The organism is Flavobacterium sp. (assembly GCF_965262375.1).
Lineage (GTDB): Bacteria > Bacteroidota > Bacteroidia > Flavobacteriales > Flavobacteriaceae > Flavobacterium.
In genome coordinates, this window is the sequence record NZ_OZ253527.1 from 502,886 (window position 1) to 520,866 (window position 17,981).

The 17,981-nt window shown below is 35.9% G+C and carries 21 protein-coding genes; 6 read left to right on the forward strand and 15 right to left on the reverse strand.

Features of this window, described 5'->3' with window-relative positions:
- Position 1: 1 nt before the first annotated feature.
- From nuoI to ACQY29_RS02400, 11 genes are all read right to left on the reverse strand, one after another.
- Positions 2 to 538, reverse strand: coding sequence for an NADH-quinone oxidoreductase subunit NuoI (gene nuoI / locus ACQY29_RS02350; protein ID WP_192188428.1), 537 nt, complete (start codon positions 536 to 538; stop codon positions 2 to 4).
- 6 nt (positions 539 to 544) lie between these two features.
- Positions 545 to 1,582: an NADH-quinone oxidoreductase subunit NuoH gene (nuoH, locus tag ACQY29_RS02355; RefSeq protein ID WP_192188427.1), complete on the reverse strand. Its 1,038-nt coding sequence runs from the start codon at positions 1,580 to 1,582 to the stop codon at positions 545 to 547.
- A gap of 3 nt (positions 1,583 to 1,585) precedes the next feature.
- Positions 1,586 to 2,614 (reverse strand): 2Fe-2S iron-sulfur cluster-binding protein, encoded by a 1,029-nt coding sequence (locus ACQY29_RS02360; protein WP_014164159.1) that lies wholly within the window; start codon positions 2,612 to 2,614, stop codon positions 1,586 to 1,588.
- Positions 2,615 to 2,713: 99 nt separating this feature from the next.
- Complete coding sequence (nuoF, locus tag ACQY29_RS02365) at positions 2,714 to 4,081, reverse strand: NADH-quinone oxidoreductase subunit NuoF (protein ID WP_060381560.1); 1,368 nt, start codon at positions 4,079 to 4,081, stop codon at positions 2,714 to 2,716.
- A 4-nt stretch (positions 4,082 to 4,085) separates the two neighbouring features.
- Positions 4,086 to 4,625: an NADH-quinone oxidoreductase subunit NuoE gene (gene nuoE / locus ACQY29_RS02370; protein WP_428223656.1), complete on the reverse strand. Its 540-nt coding sequence runs from the start codon at positions 4,623 to 4,625 to the stop codon at positions 4,086 to 4,088.
- Positions 4,626 to 4,629: 4 nt separating this feature from the next.
- Positions 4,630 to 5,865: an NADH-quinone oxidoreductase subunit D gene (locus ACQY29_RS02375; RefSeq protein WP_428223657.1), complete on the reverse strand. Its 1,236-nt coding sequence runs from the start codon at positions 5,863 to 5,865 to the stop codon at positions 4,630 to 4,632.
- Positions 5,866 to 5,880: 15 nt separating this feature from the next.
- The gene (locus tag ACQY29_RS02380; protein ID WP_138425274.1) at positions 5,881 to 6,402 is read right to left on the reverse strand and encodes an NADH-quinone oxidoreductase subunit C; all 522 of its coding nucleotides are present in this window, start codon (positions 6,400 to 6,402) and stop codon (positions 5,881 to 5,883) included.
- 1 nt (position 6,403) lies between these two features.
- On the reverse strand, positions 6,404 to 6,955 hold the full coding sequence (locus ACQY29_RS02385) for an NADH-quinone oxidoreductase subunit B (protein WP_060381556.1): 552 nt from the start codon (positions 6,953 to 6,955) through the stop codon (positions 6,404 to 6,406).
- Between the two features lie 84 nt (positions 6,956 to 7,039).
- The gene (locus ACQY29_RS02390) at positions 7,040 to 7,405 is read right to left on the reverse strand and encodes an NADH-quinone oxidoreductase subunit A (protein WP_428223658.1); all 366 of its coding nucleotides are present in this window, start codon (positions 7,403 to 7,405) and stop codon (positions 7,040 to 7,042) included.
- Between the two features lie 158 nt (positions 7,406 to 7,563).
- On the reverse strand, positions 7,564 to 9,111 hold the full coding sequence (locus tag ACQY29_RS02395) for an Rne/Rng family ribonuclease (protein ID WP_428223659.1): 1,548 nt from the start codon (positions 9,109 to 9,111) through the stop codon (positions 7,564 to 7,566).
- A gap of 385 nt (positions 9,112 to 9,496) precedes the next feature.
- Positions 9,497 to 9,805 (reverse strand): HU family DNA-binding protein, encoded by a 309-nt coding sequence (locus ACQY29_RS02400; protein ID WP_428223660.1) that lies wholly within the window; start codon positions 9,803 to 9,805, stop codon positions 9,497 to 9,499.
- A gap of 131 nt (positions 9,806 to 9,936) precedes the next feature.
- Here ACQY29_RS02400 and mutY point away from each other — a divergent pair, with 131 nt between their 5' ends.
- From mutY to gldD, 3 genes are read left to right on the forward strand one after another with little or no spacing between them, the layout of a single operon-like run.
- Positions 9,937 to 10,968 carry an A/G-specific adenine glycosylase gene (gene mutY, locus ACQY29_RS02405; RefSeq protein WP_428223661.1) on the forward strand — a complete coding sequence of 344 codons (1,032 nt, stop codon included), beginning with the start codon at positions 9,937 to 9,939 and terminating at the stop codon, positions 10,966 to 10,968.
- A 39-nt stretch (positions 10,969 to 11,007) separates the two neighbouring features.
- Positions 11,008 to 11,430: a single-stranded DNA-binding protein gene (locus tag ACQY29_RS02410; RefSeq protein WP_428223662.1), complete on the forward strand. Its 423-nt coding sequence runs from the start codon at positions 11,008 to 11,010 to the stop codon at positions 11,428 to 11,430.
- Between the two features lies 1 nt (position 11,431).
- Positions 11,432 to 11,995 (forward strand): gliding motility lipoprotein GldD, encoded by a 564-nt coding sequence (gene gldD, locus ACQY29_RS02415; protein WP_428223663.1) that lies wholly within the window; start codon positions 11,432 to 11,434, stop codon positions 11,993 to 11,995.
- On the opposite strand, the gene ACQY29_RS02420 is transcribed toward gldD, so the two are convergent.
- The 3 genes from ACQY29_RS02420 to rplU all read right to left on the reverse strand — a co-directional run bounded on the left by ACQY29_RS02420 (position 11,996) and on the right by rplU (position 13,185).
- A complete protein-coding gene (locus tag ACQY29_RS02420; RefSeq protein WP_428223664.1) occupies positions 11,996 to 12,448 on the reverse strand; it encodes a 6-pyruvoyl trahydropterin synthase family protein in 453 nt (150 codons plus the stop codon).
- Between the two features lie 78 nt (positions 12,449 to 12,526).
- Positions 12,527 to 12,787 (reverse strand): 50S ribosomal protein L27, encoded by a 261-nt coding sequence (gene rpmA, locus ACQY29_RS02425; protein WP_428223665.1) that lies wholly within the window; start codon positions 12,785 to 12,787, stop codon positions 12,527 to 12,529.
- A 26-nt stretch (positions 12,788 to 12,813) separates the two neighbouring features.
- Positions 12,814 to 13,185 carry a 50S ribosomal protein L21 gene (rplU, locus tag ACQY29_RS02430; protein ID WP_428223666.1) on the reverse strand — a complete coding sequence of 124 codons (372 nt, stop codon included), beginning with the start codon at positions 13,183 to 13,185 and terminating at the stop codon, positions 12,814 to 12,816.
- Between the two features lie 238 nt (positions 13,186 to 13,423).
- Here rplU and hflX point away from each other — a divergent pair, with 238 nt between their 5' ends.
- Positions 13,424 to 14,644 carry a GTPase HflX gene (hflX, locus tag ACQY29_RS02435; protein ID WP_428223667.1) on the forward strand — a complete coding sequence of 407 codons (1,221 nt, stop codon included), beginning with the start codon at positions 13,424 to 13,426 and terminating at the stop codon, positions 14,642 to 14,644.
- Between the two features lie 95 nt (positions 14,645 to 14,739).
- On the opposite strand, the gene rnpA is transcribed toward hflX, so the two are convergent.
- Complete coding sequence (rnpA, locus tag ACQY29_RS02440; protein ID WP_428223668.1) at positions 14,740 to 15,111, reverse strand: ribonuclease P protein component; 372 nt, start codon at positions 15,109 to 15,111, stop codon at positions 14,740 to 14,742.
- 117 nt (positions 15,112 to 15,228) lie between these two features.
- Between rnpA and ACQY29_RS02445 the strand changes: the two genes are divergently transcribed.
- Together ACQY29_RS02445 and ggt are read left to right on the forward strand one after the other, a co-directional pair.
- The gene (locus tag ACQY29_RS02445) at positions 15,229 to 16,191 is read left to right on the forward strand and encodes a Fic family protein (protein ID WP_428223669.1); all 963 of its coding nucleotides are present in this window, start codon (positions 15,229 to 15,231) and stop codon (positions 16,189 to 16,191) included.
- 100 nt (positions 16,192 to 16,291) lie between these two features.
- Positions 16,292 to 17,974, forward strand: a complete 1,683-nt coding sequence (gene ggt, locus ACQY29_RS02450; protein WP_428223670.1) for a gamma-glutamyltransferase — start codon at positions 16,292 to 16,294, stop codon at positions 17,972 to 17,974.
- Positions 17,975 to 17,981: the final 7 nt, after the last annotated feature.

The following is a 17,981-nucleotide window of genomic DNA, read 5'->3' on the forward strand; positions in this document are numbered from 1 at the left end:
TTTAGTTTGTTTTTGAGTTCTTAATAGCCATATCTAATGGCATTACCAATTTATCTTTTCCGTAAATAAAGTCTTCACGGTTTGATGCTGATTTTACAATCACTTTTGATTCTGTCAAATAAATCGCATCTTTAGGACAAGCTTCTTCGCATAAACCACAGAAAATACAACGCAACATATTAATTTCATACGTTGAAGCATATTTTTCTTCTCTATACAAATGCTCTTCGCCTTTTTTACGTTCAGCTGCTGTCATGGTAATTGCTTCTGCTGGACAAGCTACGGCACACATACCACAAGCCGTACAATTTTCACGACCTTGCTCATCGCGTTTCAACATATGTTGTCCACGATAAACTGGACTGAACGGGCGTACTTGTTCTGGATACTTAATGGTAACCTTTCTTTTGAACAAGTGACGAATCGTTGTAAACAATCCTTTCACAATCGCAACCAGATACAAGCTTTCCCAGAAAGTCATCTTTTTATTAGAGACCTCCTTTTTTCTGCCTGATAATGAAATATTTTCTATTGACATCTCTCTTTACAATTTATCAGCTAATACAATCACAATTCCTGTTATTGCTACATTGGCAATCGCTAAAGGAATTAACATTTTCCAACCTAAATTCATCAACTGGTCATAACGGAAACGAGGAATAGTCCAACGAACCCAGATATAGAAGAAGATGAAAAATAATATTTTAGCAAACAAAGCCATAATTCCAATGATGTTGGCAGCATTTTGCCCTAAAGCTTCAGCAACCATATCCATAAATGGATAATTGTATCCTCCAAAATATAAGATAGAAATAATAGCTGAAGAAACAAACATAGCCGCATATTCACCAAATAAATAGAATCCCATTTTCATAGATGAATATTCTGTGTGGTGACCACCAATAAGTTCAGCTTCACATTCTGCTAAGTCGAAAGGAGTTCTGTTCGTTTCAGCAAAAGAACATACTAAGAAAATGATGAAACCTAAAGGTTGGTAAAACACGTTCCAGTTCATACCGTGTTGTTGATTGGCAATTTCTCGCAAACTTAAGTTGCCATTCATCATAATTACTGCAATAATGGATAATCCCATAGCAACTTCATAAGAAATCATTTGCGATGATGCACGTAAAGCAGACATTAGTGAATATTTATTGTTTGATGCCCATCCACCAATCATAATTCCGTAAACACTGATAGATAACACAGCAAATACGTATAAGATGGATACATCTAATTCAGCCGCTTGAAGAATTACCGTTCTTCCAAAAATTTGGATAGAATCCCCCCAAGGTAACACAGCACTAGTAATTAATGCCATACTCATAGAGATTGCAGGGCCTAATATGAATAAAAACTTATTAGGCGTATCAGGCATGAACTCTTCCTTAGCAAATAGTTTTAAACCATCGGCTAAAGGTTGTAAAATACCTCCTTTACCCGCACGGTTAGGACCGATACGGTCTTGTAACCACGCTGCGATTTTACGTTCTGCTAAAGTAGTGTACATAGCTGCCAACATAGTGATGGCAAAAACAGCTACGATGATAATTCCTTTTTCTATAATTAATGCTTGTTCCATTGCTTATTGATTTGAATTATCGTTGTTCTCTAAAGGAACATTGGTCATACTAATTTTCTTACGGTCTTGCTCACGTCCAAATAAAATGTGGTCTTCCGTTTGAATTTCCACTTTTGGAGCATTAAGCGCATATTTGTTACGGTTGATAACCGAGAATTTTTCGAATTTACGAGGTCCTTCAATTGTCCAATCGTTAACTTCTTTTTTGTCAAAACGACATGTATTACAGATAAATTCTTCTACTTCATGGAATTCATCTTTACGACCAGTTACACGTTGGATTTCATTACCAAACATCCAAACTGTTGTTTTTCCACAACATTTATCACAATCTCTGTGCGCATCATAAGGTTTGCTAAACCAAACACGCGATTTGAAACGGAATGTTTTATCTGTTAAAGCACCTACTGGACAAACATCAATCATATTTCCTGACATTTCATTGTCGATAGCTTTAGAAATACAAGTTGAGATATTTGCATGGTCACCTCTATCCATTACACCATGTACACGGTGGTCAGTTAATTGGTCAGCAACTGCTACACAACGTTGACATAAGATACAACGATTCATGTGTAATTGAATGTTTGGACCGATATCTTCTGGTTCAAACGTACGTTTTTCTTCAATAAAACGCGTTTCCGATTTACCGTGTTGGAAACTTAAATTTTGCAAATCACACTCACCCGCTTGGTCACAAACAGGACAGTCTAATGGGTGGTTGATTAACAAAAATTCTGTTACCGATTTACGTGCTTCTTCCACACGAGTCGAGTTTTTACTGTTCACTTCCATACCGTCCATAACACCTGTTACACAAGAGGCAACAAGTTTAGGCATAGGAGTAGGGTTTGCATCACTACCTTTGGTCACTTCCACCAAACAACAGCGACATTTACCACCAGTTTTTTCTAACTTCGAATAATAACACATCGCAGGGGGCACACTCTCGCCTCCTATCATACGAGCCGCTTGCAGGATAGTTGTTCCTGGTTCGACTTCTATCGATTGTCCGTCTATGGTTACTTTCATATTATCAGCCCCCTAACCCCCAAAGGGGGAATCGGGAAATTAAAATTAATATTATCTATTCTCCTTCTCCTCCCCTTTGGGGAGGTTGGGAGGGGCTCTTTATACAGTTTGCTTGGCTACTAAATGTCTTACTTTTTCGAAAGGCTCATTTACGTAGTGGTCTCTATTTTTAATTTTTTCAGGGAAACGAACGTGGTACTCAAATTCTTCTCTAAAATGACGAATCGCCGCAGCTACTGGCCATGATGCCGCGTCACCTAATGGACAAATCGTGTTTCCTTCAATTTTAGATTGAATACTCCACAATAATTCGATATCTTCTTCACGTCCTTGTCCGTTTTCAATTCTCCAAAGGATTTTTTCTAACCATCCTGTTCCTTCACGACATGGGGTACATTGCCCACAAGATTCGTGGTGGTAGAAACGTGAGAAATTCCAAGTGTTACGAACAATACAAGTAGTATCATTGTACACTATAAATCCTCCTGAACCTAACATAGAACCTGTAGCAAATCCTCCATCAGATAAAGATTCATAGGTCATTAAACGGTCGTCACCATTGGCAGTTTTGTAAATTAAATGCTGTGGTAAAATTGGCACCGAAGAACCTCCAGGTACTAACGCTTTTAACGGTCGGTCATCCATCATTCCGCCTAAATATTCGTCAGAATTCATGAATTCTTCTACCGAAAGACCTAATTCAATTTCGTAAACCCCAGGATTTTTAATATGTCCAGAAGCCGAAATTAATTTTGTTCCTGTAGAACGACCAATACCAATTTTAGCGTATTCCTCTCCTTTATTTAAAACAATCCAAGGCACCGCAGCAATGGATTCTACGTTATTAACTACCGTTGGATTTTGCCACAAACCACTTACCGCTGGAAACGGTGGTTTGATACGAGGATTTCCTCTTTTACCTTCTAACGATTCGATTAAGGCAGTTTCCTCACCACAAATGTAAGCTCCTGCACCACAGTGTACGTGTAAATCTAAATCGTATCCAGTTCCTAATATATTTTTTCCTAACCAACCCGCAGCGTAAGCTTCTTTAATCGCTCTTTCAAGCGTTTTGAAAACCCACATATATTCTCCACGGATGTAGATATAAGATAAGTTAGCGCCCAAAGCATACGAAGAGGTAATCATCCCTTCGATTAATAAGTGCGGAATGTATTCCATTAAGAAACGGTCTTTGAACGTTCCCGGTTCCGACTCATCGGCATTACAAACTAAATGACGTGGTTTTCCTGATTTTTTGTCAATGAAGCTCCATTTCATCCCTACTGGGAAACCTGCACCTCCACGGCCACGAATTCCTGAAGTCTTTACTTCCTCAGTAACTTCGTCAGGGGTCATTTGCTTTAACGCTTTTTCCACCGAAGCATATCCACCGTTTTGACGATATACTTCGTAGGTTTTAATACCTGGAATATTTATTTTTTCTAATAATATTTTTCTTCCCATAGTATTATTTATCTAACATTTGTACTTTACCAGCTTTACAATCGTCGATAAGCTGGTCAATTTTTTCTTTCGTTAAATGTTCGTGATAAAAATCTCCTAACTGTAACATAGGAGCATAACCACAAGCACCTAAACACTCTACACCACGAACTTCAAATAATCCGTCAGGAGTAGTTTCACCTAATTTCACACCTAACTTATCGCAAGTGTAATCCATTAAATTTTCTACACCACGAGTCGCGCAACAAGAGGTTTGACAAAATTCAAACATATATTTACCAATAGGTCTTCTGTTGAACATGGTATAGAAAGAAACCACTTCGTAAACTTCCACGGGTTTGATTCCTAAAATCTCCGCTACTTTGTCTTGCAACGCATAGCTTAACCAATGGTCGTGTGCATCTTGTACTTCATGTAGTACTGGAATTAATGCAGATTTACGTTTGTCCTCAGGATAATGACTAGTTAATTCATTAATGCGAGTCATTAGCTCAGGCGTAATATTTATTTCTTGTTTATAATGGGTATAATCGTGTTTTTCCATAGCATTAAGCGTCTAATTCTCCAGCAATAACATTCAAACTTGATAAAGTAGCAATAGCATCTGATAGATTTTGCCCTCTTACCATATCGATATATGCTTGGTAATATATAAAACAAGGTCTTCTAAAGTGTAAACGATATGGGGTACGGCTTCCATCAGTAACTAAATAAAAACCTAACTCACCATTTCCTCCTTCAACCGCTTGATATACTTCTGTTAATGGAACTGGTACTTCGCCCATAACAATTTTGAAATGCCAAATTAGCGATTCCATTGTAGTATATACATCTTCTTTTGGAGGTAAGTAATATTCAGGAACATCTGCATGGAAAGGTCCTTCAGGCATTTTTGCTAATGCTTGCTTGATGATGCTGATACTTTCCCAAACTTCTGCGTTACGCACACAAAAACGGTCGTAGGTATCACCTGATTTTCCAACTGGAATATCAAATTCGAAATCTTCGTAAGACGAATAGGGTTGTGCTACACGCACGTCATAATCGATACCTGCGGCACGTAAATTTGGCCCTGTAAATCCGTAGCTCATGGCTTTTTCAGCAGAGATAGGTCCCACATTGATGGTTCTATCCATAAAGATACGGTTACGGTTTAAAAGACTTTCAAACTCTGACCAAACCGCTGGAAAATCCGCTAAGAAAGCGTCAATTTTTTTCCAAACTTCAGCAGACCAATCTCTTTCAAAACCACCAATACGTCCCATATTGGTTGTTAAACGAGCACCACAAATTTCCTCATAGATTTCGTAGATTCTTTCACGGTATTCAAATACGTAGAAGAAACCTGTCATAGCTCCTGTATCTACGCCTAAAATCGAGTTACAAATAATATGGTCTGCAATACGAGCTAACTCCATTACAATCACACGCATGTATTGTACTCTTTTAGGAATATCTATCCCTAAAGCTTTTTCAACCGTCATCCACCATCCCATATTATTGATAGGCGATGAACAATAGTTCATACGGTCAGTCAATACATTGATTTGGTAAAACGGACGATTTTCTGCAATTTTTTCAAAAGCTCTATGAATGTATCCCACAGTTCCTTCCCCATCAATAATTCTTTCCCCATCCATCAATAAGATGTTTTGAAAAATACCGTGGGTAGCAGGGTGTGTAGGACCAAGGTTTAATATGGCTAGTTCGCTACCATCTTCGTTTCTTCTTTGTTCGATGATGCTAGCGTAACGCTCTTCTGGTTTTAATAATAACTCTGACATTGATTTTCAGTTTTATTAACAATTATGAGTAGTTCTTCCAAAGAAACGGTCGTCTTTATCCGTACGTCCACCATCTTCAAGAGGGAATTCCTTGCGCATTGGGAATACGGTCATTTCGTCCATATTTAAAATACGTTTTAATTGAGGATGTCCTTTGAAAATGATTCCGTAGAAATCAAAGGTTTCGCGCTCTTGCCAGTTGGCTCCTAAAAATAAAGAAGTAACCGAGTCAATTTCAGGATTGTCTATAGGAAGAAAACATTTGATGCGGATACGAACACCATCAATCCAGTTGTGCATGTGATACACAACACCTAGTTGACGATTAGCTTCATATTCTGGGTAATGCACACCACACACATCGGTTAAAAAGTTGAAACGCAAGGTAGCGTCTTCTTTTAAGAATTTCATGACTTCTACAATAGCATCAGAAGCTACTTCGAAAGTCAAAATATCATGAAGTTGAACAAATTCAGATACTTTTAATCCAAATTGGTCAATTAATTTTTGTTGAATAACAGCGTTCTCTAATGCCATATTATTTGATGTTATAAGAACCTAATAATTCTTTGTATTCGTCAGAACTACGACGGCGAACCGATTCATTTTTTACAATTTCTTGCAAACGCATAATTCCGTCTAAAATTTGTTCTGGTCTTGGTGGGCATCCTGGCACATATACATCTACAGGAATTACTTTATCGATACCTTGTAAAACAGAATAAGTATCAAAAACGCCACCCGAAGAGGCACAAGCACCTACAGCAATAACCCATTTAGGTTCAGACATTTGCTCATACACTTGACGTAAAATAGGTGCCATTTTTTTAGAAATGGTTCCCATTACTAAAAGCATATCCGCCTGACGAGGGGAGAAACTCATACGCTCCATACCGAAACGTGCCACGTCATAATGTGCTCCTGCTGTTGCCATGAATTCGATACCACAACAAGAAGTCGCAAAGGGTAAAGGCCACATCGAATTTGCACGAGCTAAACCTACCACATCGCTCAATTTGGTAGCAAAAAAACCTTCCCCAGCATAACCATCTGGAGGAGCTACCGTTGTATATTTTGAAGAATCACTCATTTTAATTTATGATTTATGACTTTAGATTTTTGATTTCAGAGGTACTTCGTTAATCAAAAATTGTTAATCATCATTCTTAAATCTTTATTCCCACTCCAATCCTTTTTTCTTAATCACGTAGTAAAAACCTACGACTAAAAGAAACATGAAAATTCCCATTTTCAATAATCCTTCCATGCCCATTTCGCGGAAATTTACAGCCCAAGGATACATAAAGATAACCTCGACATCAAATAAAACGAAAAGAATAGCTACTAAGAAATATTTTACAGAAAAGGGAATACGGGCATTACCTACCGATTCGATACCACACTCAAAGTTTTTATCTTTATTAGCTGAGTGACGTTTAGGTCCTAACAAACTCGAGATGAAGATGGTAGCTCCTACAAACCCAACAGCTAATCCTACTTGCATTAAAATAGGTATAAAATCCAGTTGATTTGATTGCATAATTCTATATAATTAATCCAAGCTACAAAGATAAGGGCATAGGGTGAAATATCAATTTTTGTAGAAAAAAATCGATGAATGAAGCTTTATTTGTATTCATTCTAAACAATATTTCAGGATATAAAAAAACCGCCAAGATAACTCAAGGCGGTTAATTATTAATCTTCTATAGAATTTCCGTCTTTATCTAAAAACTTGTATTCTAAATAAGTAAAAGCGTCGCGCGGTATGATTTTTACCCATTTCTTATGTTCAAAAAACCATTTTGAACGTATTGATGGAAAACCTTTGGTAAGGTAGGCTGCAATAAAAGGATGCACGTGCAAACGCACCTTTTGTTGCTTTTTGATAATTCTTTCCAACTCAGAAGCAATTTTATCTATCAAAGCTATTGGAGCGTCAACTTCTCCATTTTCATTGTTAGGGTCTTCTTCACGAGTTTTAATACTCACCTCTGGACGCACCCTTTGACGGGTAATTTGCACCAGACCAAATTTACTTGGTGGCAAGATTTTGTGTTTTGCTTTATCGTCACTCATTTCCTCTTTCAGGAAATCAAACAATACTTTTCGATTATCTGGATTTTGCATATCAATAAAATCGACTACAATAATCCCTCCCATGTCTCGCAAACGCAATTGACGTGCAACTTCAGCCGCAGCAATCAAGTTTACTTCCAGTGCTGTATCTTCTTGCGAAGTTGACTTATTGGAACGATTTCCACTATTCACATCAATGACATGCATAGCTTCGGTGTGTTCAATAATAAGATAAGCACCTTTGCTCATGGAAACGGTCTTACCAAAAGAAGTTTTGATTTGACGCTCAATTCCATACTTTTCAAAAAGTGGAATTTCCTTAGAGTTATAAAGTTTAACGATTGATTCTTTCCCCGGAGCAATTTCCTGTAAATACTCCTTTGTTTCTTGTAATAACTGTTCATCGTCCGACAAAATAGCAGTAAAAGAATCATTAAAAACATCTCTTAAAATAGAAGATGCTCTGTTTAATTCTCCCAAAACTTTTGAAGGATGATGAGCCGTTGGAATTCTTTTGCACATTGCAGACCATTTGTCTAGCAAGTTCTGTAGATCTTTGTCAATTTCGGCTACTTTTTTGCCTTCGGCTACTGTACGAACAATAACCCCAAACCCTTTGGGTTTGATAGATAGAACCAAACGTTTTAATCGTTCTTTTTCTTCCCTAGACTGAATCTTTTGAGAAACAGAAACTCTTTCAGAAAAAGGCACTAAAACAATATACCTACCCGCTAAGGATAACTCAGAACTAATTCGAGGTCCTTTAGTAGATATAGGTTCTTTAACCACTTGAACTAAAACCGATTGGTTGGCGTTTAAAACATCTGTTATCACGCCATTTTTATCAATTTCAGGTTCAAATTGAAATGATTTAAGGGAAAAATCGTTTAATTTACCTGCGCATACTTGTTTGATGAATTTCAACTGAGAAGAGAGATTAGGCCCCAAATCATGATAATGTAAAAAGGCGTCTTTTTCGAAACCTAAATTCACAAAAGCAGCATTTAATCCTGCTACTGGTTTTCGTATTTTGGCAATAAAAATATCACCAACATGAAATTCACCAGCATCCTCTTCGTCTTTGTGTAATTCAATTAGTTTTCCATCTTTTAATAAGGCAAAATCTACAGCGTTTTGACTTGATCTAATAATTAGCTCTTTATTCACGGCGTAAATTTTTATCTGTAACGTTTGATGTGAGATGATGGATGATGGGTGTAAGATAGCATCTTCCAACCTCCATCCTCCATCCTCCAGCTTATTTTACAGATGGATTAAACATTTTTTACAGGCGTACCCGTAAGGATTTAATAATTTAGAATTCAGAATTCAGAATTTAGAAGTAGAAAAACTTCAAAAATCTAATAACATTAATCTGTAATCAAAAATCCTAATTTCAATGAACTTTTTAAAAAGAAAAAAGTAGTTTAAGAACTACTTTTTCTTTTTATGACGATTAGCTCTCGCTCTCTTTTTACGTTTGTGAGTCGCTACCTTATGTCTTTTTCTTTTTTTACCACTTGGCATAACTTTGTTGGTTTTATGTTAATAATTATTTCGATTCTACTAATGTATCTACGTCAACTTTAGCTTTAACACCTTCTACAAATACTTTTGCAGGTTTGAAAGCAGGAATATTGTGAGCAGGAATTTTGATAGTTGTATTTTGAGAAATGTTTCTTCCTGTTTTTTCAGCTCTTGTTTTGATGATAAAACTTCCGAAACCTCTTAAATAAACATTATCACCCGTTTCTAACGAACTTTTCACTTCGTCCATAAAAGACTCCACTGTAGCCTGAACATCTCCTTTTTCTAAGCCTAATTTGTCAGCAATTTTAGCTACGATATCTGCTTTTGTCATTTTATAATCCTTATTAAGTTTATCGCATTTTTTGAGTGTGCAAATATAGAAATAAAAAAAACAATATTTCAACTATAATCGATTAAAATTTAATCACATAAAGAATTATTTTTGCAAGCCAATACAAAACCATGAATTTCAGCCACCATATTACCACTTGGTATCAAAACAACAAAAGAGATCTTCCTTGGCGCAAAACCAACAACCCTTACCATATTTGGTTATCAGAAATTATACTGCAACAAACACGTGTAAACCAAGGACTTCCCTACTACGAAAGCTTCACAAAAAACTTTCCCACAATAAAAGATTTAGCAACTGCAGACGAAGAAAAAGTTTTAAAATTATGGCAAGGCTTAGGCTATTATTCACGAGCTAGAAACCTACACGCAACCGCAAAAACAATCTGCGAATCATATGAAGGAAATTTCCCTAAAACCTTTAATGAACTCAAAAAATTAAAAGGAATTGGTGATTACACAGGCGCAGCAATAGCCTCTTTTACGTTTAACGAAGTTGTCCCTGTAGTTGATGGCAATGTATATCGTGTCCTATCTCGCTATCTAGGAATAACAACCGATATCAGTCATTCAAGTGCAAGAAAAATATTTTTTGAAACCGCAAATCAATTAATCGACAAAAACAACCCAGCCTTATTCAACCAAGCCATTATGGAATTTGGCGCTTTGCAATGCACCCCTAAATCACCAGATTGCACAAAATGCCCACTAAACAATTCTTGTTTTGCACTAGCTAACAACGAAATCGAAAATCTTCCCATAAAATCTAAGAAAACAAAGGTTAAAAAACGTTTTCTTAATTATTTATTGATTTTAGATTCGGAGAACAGAGCTACCGCCTCTAAAAGAACCTCAAAAGGAATCTGGCAAAACCTATATGAACTTCCACATATAGAAACAAAAGAAAAAGACTCAGAAACAAGTTTAATTCAAAAGATAAAAGAATATCACCCTAACAACACTGCGATTACACATATAAAGTCTGAATCCATAACCCACAAACTATCCCACCAACACTTAGAAATAGAATTTTGGAAAATTACCATTGACCACAAACACAATAAAGGGCTCACTCATCAAGAATTATTAAATTTACCCACTCCGATAGTCCTACACAATTTCATTGAACGCAATCCATATTAAAAAAATTCATATATTTGAGTTTCACAAAATACAAGCCACATGAACGGTACATTAAATAAAGTGATGCTTATAGGGCATTTAGGCGATGAAGTAAAAATGCATTATTTTGACGGAGGCAATTGTATTGGACGTTTTCCTCTCGCTACAAATGATGTTTATATCAACAAGACCACAGGAGAAAAAATAACCTCAACAGAGTGGCACAACGTAGTAGTAAGAAACAAGGCTGCCGAAATTTGCGAAAAATACTTAACTAAAGGTGATAAAATTTACGTTGAAGGTCGCATAAAATCACGTCAATGGCAAGCCGAAGACGGTTCAACGAAATACACTACAGAAATACAAGTCTCCGAATTTACTTTTTTAACCACAAAAAAAGATTCAGAATCGTTTAAAAACACAACAGAGACACCAAAAAGCGCTACTTTTGACAACCCAATTGAAAACGATTTACCCTTTTAAAATGAAAAGAAACTTTTTTTACACCTTATCATTATTAGCCTTAATCTTTAATATCACTAGTTGTAAAGATGAAGCACTCCCTAAACCAAAAGCTTATCTTGCATTAGAATACCCAGAAGCAGCTTACCAAAAGTTTGACAACGCAAGCAATTATCAATTTAACTATAATAGTTTAGGTAAAATTACAAACAAAGGGAACAACAGTTTTCACATAGAATACCCACGACTAAAAGCCACAGTCTTTCTAAATTACCGCCCTGTTCAAAACAACATTGACATCTTATTACGTGATGCTCAAAAACTAACTTATGAACATGTGGTTAAGGCCGATAACATTACCGAGCAACCTTTCATCAATAACAAAGAAAGAAAATTTGGAATGTTTTACGAAGTAGGTGGAAATGCAGCATCTCAATCACAATTTTACGTAACCGACAGCACTAAAAACTTCCTAATGGGCTCCATTTACTTCTATGCAAAACCCAACTTTGATTCCGTTTTACCTGCAGCACAATACATAAAAAACGACTTAAGAATCCTAATGGAGTCTTTAAAATGGAAATAATTACAAATTATCCGAAGCATACCATTCCGCAAAAGAAGAATCAGTTTCTTGCAACTTCAAAGAATGCAAATCGATTCCAACCGGCAAACGCCTTCTAATTTTTGAAGCAAAATCAATCACCATATTTTCACTGGTAGGCTGATAGTCTACCAGAATAACGTGGTGTCCACGTTGTTTTAACTCATTGGCCAGTTCTAAATGCGGTGTGGTTTCATTAAAAACGGTTGCGTGGTCAAAAAGGTCGACAATTTCTTCTTTGACAATTTTTTTCAAATCCGAAAAGTCGATTACCATGCCGTACTTAACATTTGAACGGTCTGTAATAGGTGTACCAATAACGGTTACCGACAACTTATAGCTATGTCCGTGTACATTTTTACATTTTCCATCATAACCGAATAAAGCATGTCCGGTTTCAAAATTAAATTGCTTGGTAATTCGAATTTTACTCATAATAAAAAAACTTAGGGCAAAAGTATAAAAAAAGCGCTCGCTATGCGAACGCTTTTGAATTTTTATGTTCTATAAAGACTATGCTTCAAATGGAATTACAGAAACATAAGACTTGTTGTCTCTTTTTTTCTGGAATGCAACAACACCGTCAACTTTAGCGTGTAAAGTGTGATCTTTACCCATATAAACGTTTTCACCAGCATTATGCTTTGAACCTCTTTGTCTTACAATGATATTACCTGCACCTGCAGCTTGACCACCAAAAATCTTAACACCTAAGCGTTTCGATTCTGATTCTCTACCATTCTTAGAACTACCGACACCTTTCTTGTGAGCCATGACGTAATGGTTTTTATAAGTTAATATTATTCGTTAGTACCTTCTTCTTTCTTAGCTTTAGTAGCTTTCTTTTTAGGAGCAGCTCCAGAAGCGTTGATTCCCTCAATTACGATTTGAGTAAGATACTGTCTGTGACCATTTCTTTTTTTGTAACCTTTTCTTCTTTTCTTTTTGAAAACGATTACTTTGTCACCTTTCAAGTGTTGTAAAACTTTTGCTTCTACTGAAGCTCCTTCTATAGCTGGGGCGCCTAAAGTTACGTTTCCGTTATCGTCTAACAAAAGAACTTTGTCAAATGTTACATTTGAACCTTCTTCTGTAGCCAAACGGTGTACGAATACTTTTTGGTCTTTGCTTACTTTAAATTGTTGCCCTGCTATCTCTACGATTGCGTACATAACAATATGTTTAATTAATTTAAGTTTGCAAATATACAAATTCTATACAAACGCACAAGTGATGTATTAAAAATATTAAAATTATTAATTCACTCTATATCAGCCCCTTTAAGAAAACCTCTTTCCCTATTCAAATCACATTCCCTAAAAACAAAAAAACAAAAACAACCCACTTCAACTTCAAACTTAATAGCTTGATTTATTATATTTCCTTAATTTTGCAATTCAATTATTAGTAATGCTAGAAAAAGAAAAACACATATTTGAGAAAACGGTTATCGTAGGTATCGTTACTCAAAACCAAAACGAAGAGAAACTACGCGAATATTTAGATGAATTAGAGTTTCTTACTTTTACAGCAGGCGGAGAGGTTGTGAAACGTTTTACACAAAAAATGGACAAACCAAATCCTAAAACATTTGTAGGTACAGGAAAACTTGAAGAAATTAACACATACATCAAAGAAAACGATATTAAAACTGTTATTTTTGATGATGAGCTAACTCCAGCTCAACAGAAAAATATCACCCGAGAATTAGATTGTAAAGTCTTAGATAGAACAAACTTAATTCTAGATATTTTTGCTCAAAGAGCAGAGACTTCCTATGCTCGCACACAAGTAGAATTAGCTCAATGTCAATACTTACTACCCCGTTTAACAGGTATGTGGACGCACTTAGAACGCCAGCGTGGAGGTATTGGTATGCGTGGTCCTGGAGAAACCGAAATTGAAACTGACCGTAGAATTGTACGCGATCGAATTTCGCTTTTAAAAGAAAAAATCAAAACCATAGACAAACAAATGGCTATCCAGCGTAGTAATCGTGGCGCCATGGTTCGCGTAGCCTTAGTAGGCTATACTAATGTTGGAAAATCAACTTTAATGAATGCTATTGGCAAAAGCGAAGTATTTGTTGAGAACAAACTTTTTGCAACACTTGATACTACGGTAAGAAAAGTTGTTATCAAAAACCTTCCCTTTTTACTTTCTGACACGGTTGGTTTCATTAGAAAACTACCAACACAACTTGTTGAATCATTTAAAAGCACACTAGACGAAGTCCGTGAAGCCGACTTACTTCTTCATGTGGTTGATATTTCGCATTCTGAATTTGAAGACCATATAGAATCCGTAAATCAAATTTTACACGACATAAAAAGTGTAGACAAACCAACGATAATGGTTTTCAATAAAATTGACTCTTACAAACATCTTACGATTGCTGATGACGATTTGATCACTGAAAAAACTACCAAACATTACACTTTAGAGGACTGGAAAAAAACCTGGATGAATCGTCTTGGTGAAAACAATGCTTTATTCATTTCAGCAACGGAAAAACATAATTTCGAAGAATTTAGAGAAAAAACTTATGAAGCGGTAAGACAAATTCATATTACACGCTTCCCATATAATAATTTTTTATACCCTGACTACAAAGAAGCTGACGGGGAATAAAACGAAAAAGCCGATTCTCTCAACGAATCGGCTTTTTTACACATTTCAATTTCTTATGAAATTATTTGTTTCTTATAGTCCTTCCTCAGATAAGATTAAAGTTGCTTAACAAATTTTTCAAACAACTCTTTTGTTCTAACATCTATTTCCTCATAGTTAAGACGCTCTTTTGTTTGATATAAAAACATAATAGCATATTTTTTCTGGCATAATGCAGGTAATAAGATTAATTTATTTAACCTATAAACTTCTCGCAGCACTCGCTTGTAATAATTCCTATCAACTGCCTTTTTAAAATACTTTTTTGAAACCGAAACTCCTATTTTAATATCTGTTTGTTCAAGATCATTTATTTCAGCATACACCAATCGCAAAGGGTATTTTGAAACTGTTTTTCCTTCAGTAAACAACAAATTAATCTGAGATCTACTTTTCAGTTTCTCTATCTTAGGGTAATCATTTATCATGGTACAAAGATATACAACATAGCAAATTTAAACACTTACAAAAAACATAAAATACACAAGAAAATAATATCGGATAGAATAAATTTTACCTTTACCGATAATTTTGTAACTTTGGGTATGTGGGAAATTGATAGAAAATACTTTTCAGAATTTGAGGCTACTTTTGAAAGACTTCAACAAAAAAAGGAAATGCTAGTAAAAGCTAGACCATTACCTCAAATGGCAATGGCTAAAATTAAAGAAGCTCTTTCTGTTGAATGGACATACAACTCTAATAGTATTGAAGGGAACACACTTACTTTAAGAGAAACTCAAATGGTATTGCAAGAAGGGATTACTATAAAAGGAGTTTCTTTAAGAGAACATTTTGAAGCCAAAAATCACGAAAAAGCCATCGAATATCTCTATCAAATTGTTAATGATAGCTATGTTTTAAGAAGTCTGGATATCCTTTCTTTGCATGGCTATGTTTTAAGAACCATAGAAGATGAATATGCTGGAAGGCTTCGTAATGGAGGTGTGCGTATATCAGGCGCAAATTTTATTCCTCCTTCAGCGCACAAAGTCCCTGATTTGATTGATGAATTGGTAACTTTTGTAAATGAAAACCCATTAGGTTTAAATGATATAGAATTAGCTACTATTTTCCATCATAAATTTGTTTGGATTCACCCTTTTTTTGATGGAAATGGAAGAACGGTTCGACTGGCAATGAATTTACTATTAATGCGTAGTGGTTTTCCGCCAGCGATTATCTTAAAAGAAGACCGAAAAAAATATTACGAAGCATTAAATCAAGCTAACAATGGCAACTATCAACGCTTGATGCTCTTAATGTGTCAAGCGGTAGAGCGTACGCTCAACATCTATTTAAGTGCTTTACCAGAGGCTACACAGGAATACGATACTATTGCAAATATTGTCAACGAACCCGAAATGAAGTATGGGCAAGAATATATCAGTTTGTTAGCGCGTCAAGGCAAAATAGACGCTCACAAAGAAGGACGTACTTGGTATACCACCCGAAAAGCAATAGAAGATTATATGCAGACGCGACATCGAAAACGGTCACAGCAGTAAAAACCTATGAATTTAACAATCTGTAAGTATTCTGTTACATACAGATTGTTTCTTTTTTAGAAAATAGTAATAAATTCGCTTTCAAAATTATACGCATTCAATGAAAACAAAATCTATATTTTTATTGGTTCTTTTTCTTAGCAACCATCTTGCACTGGCGCAACACACAAAAGGATTAGTTGCAGAAAAAGCCATGGTTGTGTCCGCAAGAGAAGAAGCTTCAAAAATTGGAACACAGGTACTACAAATGGGTGGCAATGCTTTTGATGCTATGATAGCAACCGAATTAGCTTTGGCAGTTTGTTATCCGCAAGCGGGTAATATAGGCGGTGGAGGTTTTATGGTGTATCGCAAAGCTGATGGAAGTATAGGGAGTTTGGATTATCGTGAAAAAGCTTCTCGCCATGCGCATAAAGACATGTATTTAGATAAGGACGGAAATGTAATAGCACGGGCAAGTACACATTCAGGATTAGCTATTGGGGTGCCTGGTACTATAGCAGGGATATATGAAGTGCATAAAAAAATGGGAACATTGCCTTTATCTGTTATTTTCCAGCCTGTCATTGCTTTAGCTGAAAAAGGTTTTGTGGTTACCCCTAAAAACCAAACTACTTTTGCAAATTACCGAGAAGAACTTATTCAAGCCAACGGCGTTAACAGTTTGTATTCAAAATCCTATAAAGCATACGATACTCTACGTCAGCAGGCATTAGCTAATACCTTGAAACGTATACTCAAAAAAGGAAAAAAAGAATTTTATGAAGGTGAAACCGCCCGAAAAATGGTTGCTTTCATTAAGAATAGAGGGGGGATTATAGATTTTCAAGATTTAAAAAATTATCAAGCCGTTTGGAGAAAACCGATTCAAGTAAAATACAAGGAATACACCCTTACCACTATGGCTCCTCCTAGCAGTGGTGGTATTACTTTAGCTCAGATTTTAAAAATGATTGAGCCCTACGACATTGGGACTTTTGGGCATAATTCTGAAAAAGCCATCCAATTACTTGTGGAAGCTGAACGCAGAGCGTATGCCGATAGGAATCATTTTTTAGGCGACCCTGATTTTGTAACTATTCCGCAACAAGTGTTGCTGGATACTGATTATCTAAAAACACGCATGGCTAATTTTTCATTTGCACAAGCGACAAAGTCAAGTGATATTGCTCATGGAAAAATTGAATTCAAAGAAAGTACAGAAACCACTCATTATTCTATTGTAGATGCTTATGGAAATGCGGTTTCAGCGACTACAACATTGAATGATAATTTTGGGAGCAAGCATTATTCGGATGAGTTGGGTTTCTTTTTCAATAATGAAATGGACGATTTTAGTGCTAAACCGGGTATAGCTAATTTGTATGGCTTGGTAGGTGCACAAGCCAATGCAATTCAACCTAACAAAAGAATGTTAAGTTCCATGACACCTACCATAGTTGACAAAAATGGAAAACTTTTTATGGTTGTGGGTACTCCAGGTGGCTCCACCATTATTACCTCGGTATTGCAAACTTTCTTAAATGTTACAGCATTTGGAAAAACGATGCAAGAAGCAGTTGATGCGCCTCGTTTTCACCATCAATGGTTGCCTGATGAAGTAGTTTTTGAACCTAATAAGTTTTCAGAAATTTTAATCAGAAACCTAAAATTGAAAGGATATAATATCAATGAAAAGCAAAACCGTATTATAGGAAAAGTAGATGCTATTTTAGTACTTCCAGAAGGTAAACTGGAAGGTGGTGCAGACAGTCGCGGAGATGATAAAGCGGTGGGATATTAAAATAAAG

Bases quoted from the DNA above. Each gene is read 5' to 3' on its own strand.
- nuoI (WP_192188428.1), bottom strand. From the start codon at position 538: ATGTCAATAGAAAATATTTCATTATCAGGCAGAAAAAAGGAGGTCTCT.
- nuoH (WP_192188427.1), bottom strand. From the start codon at position 1,582: ATGGAACAAGCATTAATTATAGAAAAAGGAATTATCATCGTAGCTGTT.
- ACQY29_RS02360 (WP_014164159.1), bottom strand. From the start codon at position 2,614: ATGAAAGTAACCATAGACGGACAATCGATAGAAGTCGAACCAGGAACA.
- nuoF (WP_060381560.1), bottom strand. From the start codon at position 4,081: ATGGGAAGAAAAATATTATTAGAAAAAATAAATATTCCAGGTATTAAA.
- nuoE (WP_428223656.1), bottom strand. From the start codon at position 4,625: ATGGAAAAACACGATTATACCCATTATAAACAAGAAATAAATATTACG.
- ACQY29_RS02375 (WP_428223657.1), bottom strand. From the start codon at position 5,865: ATGTCAGAGTTATTATTAAAACCAGAAGAGCGTTACGCTAGCATCATC.
- ACQY29_RS02380 (WP_138425274.1), bottom strand. From the start codon at position 6,402: ATGGCATTAGAGAACGCTGTTATTCAACAAAAATTAATTGACCAATTT.
- ACQY29_RS02385 (WP_060381556.1), bottom strand. From the start codon at position 6,955: ATGAGTGATTCTTCAAAATATACAACGGTAGCTCCTCCAGATGGTTAT.
- ACQY29_RS02390 (WP_428223658.1), bottom strand. From the start codon at position 7,405: ATGCAATCAAATCAACTGGATTTTATACCTATTTTAATGCAAGTAGGA.
- ACQY29_RS02400 (WP_428223660.1), bottom strand. From the start codon at position 9,805: ATGACAAAAGCAGATATCGTAGCTAAAATTGCTGACAAATTAGGCTTA.
- mutY (WP_428223661.1), top strand. From the start codon at position 9,937: ATGAATTTCAGCCACCATATTACCACTTGGTATCAAAACAACAAAAGA.
- ACQY29_RS02410 (WP_428223662.1), top strand. From the start codon at position 11,008: ATGAACGGTACATTAAATAAAGTGATGCTTATAGGGCATTTAGGCGAT.
- gldD (WP_428223663.1), top strand. From the start codon at position 11,432: ATGAAAAGAAACTTTTTTTACACCTTATCATTATTAGCCTTAATCTTT.
- ACQY29_RS02420 (WP_428223664.1), bottom strand. From the start codon at position 12,448: ATGAGTAAAATTCGAATTACCAAGCAATTTAATTTTGAAACCGGACAT.
- rpmA (WP_428223665.1), bottom strand. From the start codon at position 12,787: ATGGCTCACAAGAAAGGTGTCGGTAGTTCTAAGAATGGTAGAGAATCA.
- rplU (WP_428223666.1), bottom strand. From the start codon at position 13,185: ATGTACGCAATCGTAGAGATAGCAGGGCAACAATTTAAAGTAAGCAAA.
- hflX (WP_428223667.1), top strand. From the start codon at position 13,424: ATGCTAGAAAAAGAAAAACACATATTTGAGAAAACGGTTATCGTAGGT.
- rnpA (WP_428223668.1), bottom strand. From the start codon at position 15,111: ATGATAAATGATTACCCTAAGATAGAGAAACTGAAAAGTAGATCTCAG.
- ACQY29_RS02445 (WP_428223669.1), top strand. From the start codon at position 15,229: ATGTGGGAAATTGATAGAAAATACTTTTCAGAATTTGAGGCTACTTTT.
- ggt (WP_428223670.1), top strand. From the start codon at position 16,292: ATGAAAACAAAATCTATATTTTTATTGGTTCTTTTTCTTAGCAACCAT.